Raw genomic sequence first — 11,354 nt, 5'->3', positions numbered from 1 at the left:
CTAAGGCTTTTTCTATAAGACGTTTACTTAGTTCTTTGAGTAATCCTCCTTTCTCAAAAAGGGTCGATAAATCTACTCCTGATTCTACTAATAAATCTATCGCTTTGCTTATACCATCTTGAGAACTTACTTTCTTTTTCATACTTTTAAAGAATAAAAATTAATGTATTTAATACAAAATTTACAAATCTTAAAAAATATTTACACACTTAAAAAGAAAGACTCCGAACTCTTGGAAGAAGAGTCAATTCAAATCATAAAGGATAACCAAGAACTGATAGAAAAGTTCTGTCGCATTGTGTGTGGTGGCATAGTGAACTGAAAAATTATAAAATAATAAGAGATTGGATGCTGCCTATCTAATGAAAATATCCTTTTAACTGTGTCAAAACGTTAAGAAGGATAACACTTGCTCTAAAAAAAGATCTTCTATTGCAACCTCAGATCGGTCATATGCAATAGGATGGTAAATAATCCGTTAACTATTTGAAAGGTATTTTAGGAGATAAGCTTAACTGTAGTAGTTGACATTTAATCTTACATTTTTAATGTAACACACCTATAGGGATCAGACAACTGATTCAAATCTTTCCAATTTAAAGTCCATTTATTGGTTTAAGCCATACATACTGTTTCTTTAATATCTTTGACCATAAGTTGTAAAGATTTATGACCCAAATAATAATTGTATCCTATGGTATAAGCTATAGCAAACGGCTTTCCAGTTGCAACAAGTGGGAAGTAGTCACCCAAACCAAAGCCTATCGCTTCATAGGACACTGAACAATCTGTTTGGTACAGTTCCAACTTAAGATGTTTTTCTTTTATTAAATAAAATTTACGCGCATAAACTTTTTCACTAGCAAATATGGGCGTAGCATTCCCTGGACCAAAAGGAGCCATTTGCATCAATATGTTTACGAATTTCTGAGTAATAGCCTGAAAAGAGATTAAGGCATGAATGGGTTGTTGAGGGATTAACAAATCATCGGTTATCGTTTCTGATACTACTTCTTCAAATTGTTTCTGAAATTTAGCCACATGGGCTAGTGGCATGGTAAGACCTGCCGCAAAAGCATGTCCGCCATATTGGTCTAAAAGTCCACTACAGGCTGAAATAGCCTCATAGATATTATAGCCAGATATGGAACGAGCAGAACCAGTAGCTTTACCATCAGAAAGTGTTAAAACTACAGTAGGCCTATAATATTGTTCAATACAACGGGAAGCTACAATGCCAATAATACCTTTATGCCAATCTGAATTAAAAAGCACATTGCTCTTGCTTGGATGGGTCTTATTTTCTATCATGGCCAAAGCTTCTTGTGTAATGGTATGGTCAAGCGATTGGCGCAAGAGATTTTGTTGATCAATAGATTGCGCTAGATGATAGGCTTGTACTAGATCTTGTTCTATAAGTAGCTGAACTGCTAAAGAAGCATGACTCATACGTCCAGCTGCATTAATCCGCGGACCTATCTTAAAAACAATATCAGAAATAGTAATGGTAGTACTTAACCCTCCCAACTCGATTAATGCCTGTAGTCCTGGACGGGGCTGAGTAGCCAATTGTTGGAGGCCAAAATAGGCTAAAATTCTATTTTCATCTACCAATGGGACTATATCACAAGCAGCACTAACCGCTACAAGGTCTAAGTAACCATAAAGGGTTGTAGGCTCTAAGCCACAGTAACTACAAAAGGCTTGTAATAGTTTAAAACCTATACCACAACCTGATAATTCTTTAAAAGGATAGGGACAACTTGGTTGTTTGGGATTTAAAATTTCATACGCTAGTGGCAAAACATCTCCTACTTCATGGTGGTCACAAACCATTACATCTATGCCGCGTTCAACCGCTAGCGCAATGGGTCCATACGCTTTTATACCACAGTCTAAAGTAATGATAAGTTTGATGCCATCTTGATACGCTTTTTCTATCGCTTGCATGGAAACTCCATAGCCTTCCACCATACGATCTGGGACATAATAACTTACTGCTGCACCAGGCAATGCGTGAAGAAAAGCATAGACCATAGCCACAGCTGTCGTACCATCTACATCATAGTCACCATAAATTAATATTTTTTCTTTTTGGGTTAAGGCTTGATGCAAACGGCCTACAGCACGTTCCATGCCTTGCATTAAAAAAGGATCATACAACTGTTCTAAAGAAGGACGAAAAAAATGCTTAGCTGCTTCAAAAGTTTCTATTTCCCTCTCTACCAAAATAGTTGAAATAGCAGAGGGGGTACCGAGTATTTTATCCAAAGTTGCTACCTTATCACATAGCTTAAAAGAGTGAAGCACCCAACGTTTCTGCATACATACAATACGAATTAATCCATTTACAAAAAGGCTGATAAACGACTAGCTTCTTTAATAGCCAAACCACTATCATACAAAGAGGTTGGATATTTTTCTACAATCTCTCGGTAACAACGATAGCCATTTTCATATTGCCCATCTGCCTCAAAAGCAATGGCTGCTTTACCCAAATAACGAGGCGTATATGTACTATTTGGCCTATAACGAGCGGCCTTTAAATAATAGGCAGCCGCTTGTTTATAATTTTTTTGTTCACTGTAGGCATCACCGATTACAGACCAAGAACGGCCTTGTAAAATATAATCCTTACCCTTAAATCTACTTAAAAAAGAGCGGGCTTTATCATATTCCTTTTGGTGCATATAGGAAATTCCAGCATAAAAACAAGCTATATTGGCCGTTTTAGTATAAGGATATTGTTCAATGACTTCTACAAAACCTTTATGCCCCCCCTCACCTTTGAGCGCCTTATCAAAATCACCAGCTTCAAAATGATAGATTGCTTGAAAAATATCATCTTGTGCCTTTACATTTTTTGCTTCTCTTAAATAAAAAAATCCGAGCAAAACGGCAACAGAAAAAAAGGTTATGCAAAAGCCAACGAGATACCATTTTTGTTTGTTACACTTCAAAGATATTGACTTCCCCTTTGCTTTGTTGCTTTCTGAGGGATTTCTAGGAATACTATTTATATCTATTATTTTCATAGCATTTAATACTGAAGAAATGGATAGTCGATTTGTTTGTAAACGTAATGATACGCAGTTGCTGGATCTGGAAAAGGAGATGCCTCAGCAAAAGAAACTGCTTGTGCAATCTGATCTTTGACCTCGGACTCAATTGCTTCCAATTCGGTTGCATTGGCCACTTTCTTTTGTAAGATCAATGCTTTAAGCTTAAGAATAGGATCTTGTTCTTTATAGGCTTCTACCTCTTTTTTGGTACGATAACCAGCAGGATCAGACATAGAGTGGCCTTTATAACGATAGGTCACCAACTCCAGCAACCTGGGTATACCCTTTCTAGCTTTTATAGCTGATTCCTCTAGAGCACAGTGTACTGCTTCTACACATAACCCATCTACGCGAGCTGCATCCATACCATAGCTGCTACCCAATCGATAGAGTTCTGTAACATTAGAACTTCGTTCTACTGAAGTACCCATTGCATAGCCGTTGTTTTCAATTACAAAAATAATGGGTAAACGATAGAGCATAGCCAAGTTAAACGCTTCATGGATAGCACCTTGACGTACTGCACCATCTCCCATATAGGTTATACAAAGATAACCTGTTTTTTTATATTGCTCAGCAAACGCAATACCGACTCCCAACGGCACTTGTCCACCAACAATACCGTGGCCACCTAAAAAGTGACGGGCTTTATCGAACATATGCATCGAACCTCCATATCCTTTAGAAATACCAGTAGCTTTACCATAGAGTTCCGCCATTACATGGCCTGGGCAGCTCCCCAATGCAAGAGGATGGGCATGGTCACGGTAAGCCGTAATGTATTTATCTCCTTGGCGTAGTGCTGTAACAGCACCAGCTACACAGGCCTCCTGTCCTGTATACAGGTGGCAAAATCCTCGAATTTTTTGCTGCCCATACAGTTGGGCCGCTTTATCTTCAAATTTACGAATCAACCACATCATCTTATACCATTGCTGGTAAAAATGGGAAAGCTCTGTTCTACCAATAGGGGATACTGTAGATGATGCTTTATCTATAGTTGATGGAGCCATGGTTATACTTTATTACAATTATTTGATACATTTTTGTCCCTTAACCAATCGCTATTATTTTATTTTCCTAAAAATTTAGAAAGATGGGTAGTATGCTCAGGTAAAGTTACCTAAGTAGCTACAAAAAATCAAAATTATAGTAGCTCAAAAAATCGGAGAAAAAAATAAAAGTTTTGTTTCTTATAGTTTTAGTTTTACTCTTGACTAGCAAAACAAATATAGATATATTTTTTGGTTATGAAATATGGCCGCATCATACCCAAAATTTGAGATAAAGGAGAGACGTATATAAGCTTACATATAGACGCAACAGAGCCTTATCTTTATCCATGTTAGGGATAGCTTTATCAGCTACTGGGTAAACAGTTCTCTTTTGAGCCATATACTTTGAGATTTTCAGTCACAAAATTACTATTTTACAAACGTTACCCTTACTACTAAAAGTATTGATCTAGATTAATCAACCATTATAGTTCCTTTGAAAACTGAGTTATGGTTGGATGAAACCCATCTCCTAAACAGGGGGAATGGATTTGTAGTAATCCTTCTAGACTATAGGCTTGATCTAAACAATAATTACCTATTTGGGTTCGACATAAAGCATGAAGGTAAGCTCCAACGCCTAATTTTTGTCCTAAATCATGGACAAGACTTCGTACATAGGTCCCCTTACTACAAACCAATGTGAAATTAACAAATGGTAGATTAAACGCTGTCAACAGGAAAGAATAAATGGTAATAGAGCGAGGGGACAACATAGCTTCTTCTCCTTTTCTAGCCATTTTATAGGCTCTTTTCCCACCTATTTTAATGGCTGAATAGATAGGAGGAATTTGTGTTATAGGTCCAACAAAAGTAGCAGCAGCAGCGCTTACCATCTCTTCAGTAATATGATCATAACTAGACAGGCTATTAAAAGGTGTTTCTAAATCCATAGATGGTGTAGTCCTACCCAGCACCATTTGACCAGTATAAATCTTATCTAGCCCTTGAAGGCTGCTAATTTTTTTAGTTTGCCTGCCACTACATAACAAAAGTAATCCTGTAGCTAAGGGATCTAAGGTACCCGCATGACCTATTTTTTTTATTTTTAATGCACAACGAATCTTTTTTACAACATCAAAAGAAGTCCACCCCAAAGGTTTATGAACCATAAAAATAGCCTCAGAAAGGTCATTTTGGTGTTTATGCATATTATTATAGAATATATTATGGGCCAAACTTGGAAGATAGAGCTTCTACAAGCTAAATAAAAACGATTTCTTTAGATTTATAAGCATATTTGGTACCATTGCGTCCTACTAGAACCAACTCCCCTGCCCTATTTACAGATAATATACACCCTTCTAACGATCCATTTGTGGTTGCAAAGGTATGAAATCCTGTCTTACGGTAAAGTCTGTTGATATACTTTTCCCAAAGTAAGTTATACATTCCATTTTGCAAATGAGCATAATAACTACCAAAGGCATCCATAATATGGCTTAACAACAACGCTCTATCAAAGCTGTTTCCGCTATGTATAGCCAAGGAAGTAAAGTTAGCAGACTCAAAATGCAGTTGGTTAATATTTAATCCAATACCAATCACCGCTGTCTTTATTTTATAGCCATCTCCTATATTGGTTTCAATTAATATACCACCTAATTTTTTATCTAAGCAATAGAGATCATTGGGCCATTTTATAGCGATTTCTTTTGGCAAGTAGTCTACTAGCGCATCATACATTGCTAAACTAGTAATAACATTCAAGGCAAATACCCCGTCTATTGTTAACCATTCTGGATATAGAATAAAAGAAAAAAGTAAATTTTTACCTGATTCTGAAATCCATTTACTACCACGCTGTCCTCTGCCTTTGTATTGATGATCTGCAATAAAAACCGTTCCTTCTGCTGCATGTAGTAGATAGGTTTGGGCGAGGTCGTTGGTAGAAGCACAACTTTTGTAATAAAATGAAGCCCTATCAAATAGGACATCAGACTGCATATCAGTATTGAATGGGGCAAACAGATCATTCATGGAAATATGATTTATATCCATTACTTTTCATATATAACGTGTAGAAGGCAAGATTTAAAAGGGTCACAATAAAATATTGCAACGCTTTTATCATAAAACCTAGTCCTTTATTGAGCCATTTTTGTAAATTTTTAGTACTAAAAATTTAATATTTATCTCATTTTAAAGCTATATAGGTAAGGCTTGGATCAGTATACGCTATTTTCAACAAATTTTAATTTTCTACTACAACTGTCTCGGAATAAAGATGGCTCAGCCTATTTTTCCCATTGCACAAAATTTATCTATTCGCGCTTGAACTAATCTTTCAATAGACTGGCTAGACAATTTTTCTAAATGCGCTAGAATGCTTTCTTTAATCAGCGCTGCTGCAGTTGGTAAATCTCTATGGGCACCTCCTATTGGTTCCTTGATCAGCCCATCTATCAAACGAAAATTAGACATATCGTTGGCGGTTACTTGTAACATTTCTGCAGCTTGTTCTTTATAATCCCAACTCTTCCAAAGAATAGAGGAACAAGATTCAGGTGTAATCACAGAATACCACGCATGTTCTAACATAAGTACATAGTCACCTATCGCAATACCCAAGGCACCACCTGATGCACCTTCTCCAATGACAATCGATATAATAGGCACACGTAATCCAAACATAGCTTGAATATTACTGGCAATGGCTTCTGCTTGCCCACGTTCTTCTGCTTCCACACCTGGATAGGCACCTGGTGTATCTATAAAGGTAATAATAGGTTTATTAAATTTTTCTGCCAAACGCATCAAACGAAGTGCTTTTCGGTATCCTTCTGGATTAGCCATGCCAAAGTTTCGGAATTGTCGCTCTTTAGTAGTTCTTCCCTTTTGGTGGCCAATTAACATCATGGTTTGCCCATTTATAGTACCAAAGCCACCAACAATTGCCTTATCATCGCCTACAAAACGATCTCCATGTAGTTCAAAAAATTTTTCTGTAATCTGCTGGATGTAATCAAGCGTATAAGGTCTATCTGGATGGCGGGCCAATTGAACCCGTTGCCATCTGGTTAGATTTTGAAAAGTTTTCTTTTGTAATGCCTTGATATCATTGGCTAATTTAGCAATTGAAGCCATAAGCGCTGGTGCATTTTGCGCTTTAGCTGCCTCTTGCATCTTGACAAGCTTTTCTTCAAGTTTAACAATTGGTTTTTCGAAATCTAATAGCATAAAATGGATGTTTTAAATTTTATAGAGGAAGCTGTTTACTTTTAAGACTGTTTCATTTTGTTAGATTAGTCGATACAAAAGTAAATAACTTAAAAAATATTTACGCACTTAAAAAGAAAGACACGAAGATTTCTCAGCGCTGTGGACATACTACTATTTTACGATAATGATCAGGTATCTTTAAACGAATAGTGGGCTTTTTAAGCCTTTTAAAATGGAATTTTTGTAAAATTACCCTGCCTTTATTGGACTGTTTCCTTTCTTTTAATGAAAAATTCATTTCAATCCCAGATAAAAAAGTTTTATGCTTGATTACTTTATGTTGGTATAAAACGCTAAACCAATATCCCTGTTGTCTATCAACTAATTTAATGCCTATAACCTTACTGGTAAATGGATCATAAATGTAGGCTAAAGGAACAGGTAATACATTTGGTATAGATATTTTATGCTCAACAGATCTACCAAGTGTACCTAAAAGCAATGACTGAATAAATGAATAATTACAGTAGAAATGATATAACTGGTTGATGGACTGATAATCCCATTGGTAGACTAGATGACGCAAGCGATTGACAACAGTTACACCTTTTTTATCGATAAGGCCACGGATGACCTCTATACCCAAGGGACCCTTTACAATAAAATGAATTTGTCGATCATAGGCTACAGAGCAAACTATATGTCCACGAAAGGAATGGTGTAGATGGACAAAATGCAAAACAGCCTGTATAGAAAAGAAAGGAGGGAAAGTAGGAAATAAATTAGCTGCATCAAGCGATTGCGGACTAAATTGTTCCATACCACATCCAGCAAACAAAGAGAATACAACGAAAAAAATATGCACAAAAAGAACGCTCAGACACTTTTTAGTGTACAATCGGGGATACCACGCTTTATCATTGATTGGGTCCATATAGGCCATAAAAAGCGGCCAAAATGGCACGCTAGTTATACATGAATATAGTGAAAAGAAATAGCATCTTCTAAAAATTCTGAAGTGGCCTCTATCACAGGCTTAGGAAGCTTTTCATAATGCTGGGTAATCTCATATTGTCGCTGGGCATCTATGCTATCTTTTTCCTCTGCGATAGACATAAACTCTTCTAATTTAAGATCCAATTCACTTTTCCTATTCATAGCAATCTGTTTGGCACGCTTGGTAATGATAACAGTAGTTTCATAAATATTGCCGGTAGGGGCAATTAACTTATGGATGTCTTTAGGGGTCACATATACTTTTTTACTTAAGCTCATAGTGGTAAATAGGGTTGGTTAAAAGCAAATTTTTTATCTATTAATTTTTTTTCTTCTTCTGCATTATTTTTTTGCCATTCAAATAGGGCTGCAACGCCTACACAAAGGGATAACGATCTGAGGCAATGGGTTACTGCTTTTCTGGATCAAATCGTTGTTGCATTGCCAATTGTTTATAACACTTTGCTAGCAGCCGAACTACTTGCTCCTTACAAGAAGCATCTGGATAGACCTGTTGAAAGTTTTTAAGGGCTAGAATAGCTGCATTATAGTAGGCCAACTGAACATATAATGCAGCAGCTTGGAAACTTTTTTTCATAAGACGGTCTTGCAAAGCTTGCAACGCATCTAAAGCCTTGCTTCTATAGAGGCCAGTTGGATAAACGGCTAAATAATGCTCCAAGGAATGTATGGCATCATAAGTAACAGTTTGGTCTAGACGTATATCTACATCTTCACAAGCCAAACTATATCCTTTCATAAAAAGCGCTTCTTCTACCTGGGGAAAAGTAGGATACTGCTTTACAAACAAATGAAACTGATTGGAAGCAACCAGGTATTTTTTTGTATAAAAATTACCATAAGCCTGATACCATTCAAATTCTGAGCGGTCTCTTCTATTTTTTAACATAGGTAAAAGCGATGCGATCTGCGCATTGGCTTTAGCATAACGCTTTCGCTCATAAAGCCGAACTATTGCTTCTTTTTTTTGCTGAATTAAAGATTGGGCTTTATGCGCTTGATCAGTAGCAAACAAGTAAAAATTATTTCCTAAATAAATAAAAATCAATAGAAACAGACCACTAAATTTATACCTAAAAGGTAGATAAGTCATACAATTTTTCATAGTAAATGGTAAATAGTATAAAACTATAGGTAGTGGTATTAAAGGTTATACCACGCTAAGCATTAATTTTTTGAAAGCTTTACCTATTTGAATTAGATAATAACATTTATAGACACAAATCTACTAAACTATACCTAGATATTAATTACTGTACAGCAATAAAATTTGGTTCTAGTGCATTTTTTTTAAAAGATCTTGTCTCGTCTATCATTTATAGATGATTTTGTATTCTATTTAACAAACTATGGTAAAAATCATATTCCATGATAAAAATTTTGTTCTAATTTTTTAGTCTACTAACCTGAACTCTGGATTAGACTTATTGTAAACCAGTTGTATATATATTAGTTATAGAAGGATTTTTCTTTTTTGTCCCATAAGCTGTAATTCCAGCTATCAAATTGACAAAGAAATTAAGTATACTTCTATGTCTGGAATGTTCTATTGGACTAACATTTTTAAGCTGATCGATAATGGTTTCAATGATGGATCGCTTGGTTATAGCTCTCTGCATTTAAGTTTGTAACTTATTTTTAAGTTTATTAGATTTTTGTTTCAAACTATAGGATCATTTTCAATCTATTTATTAAATAAACTATGCGTTATGGGTTTTGACCATGATGCTGGTAAAGACATTGAGTAAGTAGCCGGCCCTGAAATAGCATATAATTATTTGTTAATCAGCAAATAAATGGTTGAATTTATATTGGTTAATAACCAGTTTTTAGGTTGTTTTGTATAAAAAGCTTGCAAAATAAGGATGAAATCTAAGAAAATAAATAATAGCCTTGAGCCTCTGTTTGAGCAACGCTTATCTAGTTTTCTTAACCCGAAACGAACTATGTTAAAAGACAAATTTTTCGTGGTAAATTTTTAATTACTTTGGTTCCTAAATTGACTTTATTTCGGAAAAGGTATAGTTATGTTTTAGTCAATTCAATTCAATTCAATTCTAATGGATTGTTTTAAGTTTAGATAGATGTCCATCTACATAAAAAGTATTGTCTCGAATTATAGCAAATACTTCTCTAATGAGTTTATTAGCTACAGCAATCAGTGCTACCTTTCCAGGTTTCCCTCTTTCTTTTAACCTTTCGTAAAATGCTTTACAGGACTTATTAAAACGTATAGCTGACCAAGAAGCGATGTAGAGCAGAGCACGTAATCCAGTGTTCCCATGACGATTGATATGGCCCTTCTTTCTTACAGATGAGCCTGAATGCTCATAAATAGGAGCTAACCCAACGTACTTAGAGAACTGTTTAGCCGTTTGAAAGTGTTTACCCACACCAGTGGAAACAATAAGTTCCATAGTAGTTCTATCGCCAATCCCTTTAATCGAACGAATGCGTTCATAGAGCTCCTTATAGTTTTCTTGCGTCATACAAAGCATTTCTTCCTCTAATCGTGCTATTTGCTCTTCCAGATAAGCTATATTTTGATTGAGCATTTTTAGTGCTAAAGCATCTACCTTAGGCAATACGTTAAAAGACTCTAGCAAATTATAGCACATGGTAAGTTGCTTCTTGAGTTGAGCAAGAAGTATTTTTTGTTGCTTTAAGGCTTGTATACTTGCTGAAGCCATTTTATAGGGTTTAGGCTCCATCTTTGATCCATACAGCGAAATAAGTTGAGCATCTATTTTATCAGTCTTCGTTACACATAGCATTACTTTAGAAAAGTGTTTGATTTGCTTAGGATTAATAACTGAAACAGATAGGTCAGATTCTAGATAGTGTCGTCATGAAATATTTTGTATATTTGTTTTGTAGTTCATATTATATTTTTAGATCATAACATCAATTATATTTATAGATGTCTAAATGGATTCACCGTCATGATATTTCAGACAAAGTATGGTCTATTTTATCACCTCTACTTCCAGGTCAACAAGGAGGTTGGGGAGCTGTTGCCAAAGATAATAGACTGTTTATTAATGCAGTATTTTGGATT

At 35.6% G+C, this 11,354-nt stretch carries 9 protein-coding genes and 3 pseudogenes; 1 reads left to right on the top strand and 11 read right to left on the bottom strand.

Annotated features, from left to right (window positions below):
- Positions 1-615 precede the first annotated feature (615 nt).
- From recJ to ACRRVB_RS01360, 11 genes and pseudogenes are all read right to left on the bottom strand, one after another.
- Positions 616-2,325, bottom strand: a complete 1,710-nt coding sequence (gene recJ / locus ACRRVB_RS01410; RefSeq protein ID WP_432466216.1) for a single-stranded-DNA-specific exonuclease RecJ — start codon at positions 2,323-2,325, stop codon at positions 616-618.
- 23 nt (positions 2,326-2,348) lie between these two features.
- On the bottom strand, positions 2,349-3,035 hold the full coding sequence (locus tag ACRRVB_RS01405) for a tetratricopeptide repeat protein (protein WP_432466215.1): 687 nt from the start codon (positions 3,033-3,035) through the stop codon (positions 2,349-2,351).
- Positions 3,036-3,040: 5 nt separating this feature from the next.
- Positions 3,041-4,075, bottom strand: a complete 1,035-nt coding sequence (gene pdhA / locus ACRRVB_RS01400) for a pyruvate dehydrogenase (acetyl-transferring) E1 component subunit alpha (RefSeq protein WP_432466214.1) — start codon at positions 4,073-4,075, stop codon at positions 3,041-3,043.
- Positions 4,076-4,542: 467 nt separating this feature from the next.
- Positions 4,543-5,268 carry a tRNA pseudouridine(55) synthase TruB gene (gene truB, locus ACRRVB_RS01395; RefSeq protein ID WP_432466213.1) on the bottom strand — a complete coding sequence of 242 codons (726 nt, stop codon included), beginning with the start codon at positions 5,266-5,268 and terminating at the stop codon, positions 4,543-4,545.
- 52 nt (positions 5,269-5,320) lie between these two features.
- Positions 5,321-6,118, bottom strand: a complete 798-nt coding sequence (locus tag ACRRVB_RS01390; RefSeq protein WP_432466212.1) for a biotin--[acetyl-CoA-carboxylase] ligase — start codon at positions 6,116-6,118, stop codon at positions 5,321-5,323.
- A gap of 231 nt (positions 6,119-6,349) precedes the next feature.
- Positions 6,350-7,297 (bottom strand): acetyl-CoA carboxylase carboxyltransferase subunit alpha, encoded by a 948-nt coding sequence (locus ACRRVB_RS01385; RefSeq protein ID WP_432466211.1) that lies wholly within the window; start codon positions 7,295-7,297, stop codon positions 6,350-6,352.
- A gap of 133 nt (positions 7,298-7,430) precedes the next feature.
- Entirely contained in the window at positions 7,431-8,099 is a 669-nt protein-coding gene (locus ACRRVB_RS01380; protein WP_432466210.1) for a DUF4292 domain-containing protein, read from the bottom strand.
- A gap of 149 nt (positions 8,100-8,248) precedes the next feature.
- Positions 8,249-8,554, bottom strand: coding sequence for a DNA-directed RNA polymerase subunit omega (locus tag ACRRVB_RS01375; RefSeq protein WP_432466209.1), 306 nt, complete (start codon positions 8,552-8,554; stop codon positions 8,249-8,251).
- Between the two features lie 130 nt (positions 8,555-8,684).
- Positions 8,685-9,311, bottom strand: a complete 627-nt coding sequence (locus ACRRVB_RS01370) for an outer membrane protein assembly factor BamD (protein ID WP_432466208.1) — start codon at positions 9,309-9,311, stop codon at positions 8,685-8,687.
- 409 nt (positions 9,312-9,720) lie between these two features.
- A pseudogene (locus ACRRVB_RS01365) lies at positions 9,721-9,903 on the bottom strand (transposase); the annotation flags it as partial.
- Between the two features lie 450 nt (positions 9,904-10,353).
- Positions 10,354-11,130, bottom strand: a pseudogene (locus ACRRVB_RS01360) (IS110 family transposase); the annotation flags it as partial.
- An 86-nt stretch (positions 11,131-11,216) separates the two neighbouring features.
- Here ACRRVB_RS01360 and ACRRVB_RS01355 point away from each other — a divergent pair.
- Positions 11,217-11,354, top strand: a pseudogene (locus ACRRVB_RS01355) (IS5/IS1182 family transposase); the annotation flags it as partial.

This window comes from Candidatus Cardinium hertigii (assembly GCF_050864855.1).
In the GTDB taxonomy this organism is placed as follows: Bacteria; Bacteroidota; Bacteroidia; order Cytophagales; family Amoebophilaceae; genus Cardinium; species Cardinium hertigii_C.
Note: the sequence above shows the minus strand (reverse complement) of the source record. Positions and strands in the feature narration are given on the sequence as shown.

Excerpts from the sequence above, each read along its gene's own strand:
- ACRRVB_RS01390 (WP_432466212.1), bottom strand. The coding sequence starts at position 6,118 with ATGGATATAAATCATATTTCCATGAATGATCTGTTTGCCCCATTCAAT.
- ACRRVB_RS01380 (WP_432466210.1), bottom strand. The coding sequence starts at position 8,099 with ATGGAACAATTTAGTCCGCAATCGCTTGATGCAGCTAATTTATTTCCT.
- truB (WP_432466213.1), bottom strand. The coding sequence starts at position 5,268 with ATGCATAAACACCAAAATGACCTTTCTGAGGCTATTTTTATGGTTCAT.
- ACRRVB_RS01405 (WP_432466215.1), bottom strand. The coding sequence starts at position 3,035 with ATGAAAATAATAGATATAAATAGTATTCCTAGAAATCCCTCAGAAAGC.
- ACRRVB_RS01375 (WP_432466209.1), bottom strand. The coding sequence starts at position 8,554 with ATGAGCTTAAGTAAAAAAGTATATGTGACCCCTAAAGACATCCATAAG.
- ACRRVB_RS01385 (WP_432466211.1), bottom strand. The coding sequence starts at position 7,297 with ATGCTATTAGATTTCGAAAAACCAATTGTTAAACTTGAAGAAAAGCTT.
- recJ (WP_432466216.1), bottom strand. The coding sequence starts at position 2,325 with ATGCAGAAACGTTGGGTGCTTCACTCTTTTAAGCTATGTGATAAGGTA.
- pdhA (WP_432466214.1), bottom strand. The coding sequence starts at position 4,075 with ATGGCTCCATCAACTATAGATAAAGCATCATCTACAGTATCCCCTATT.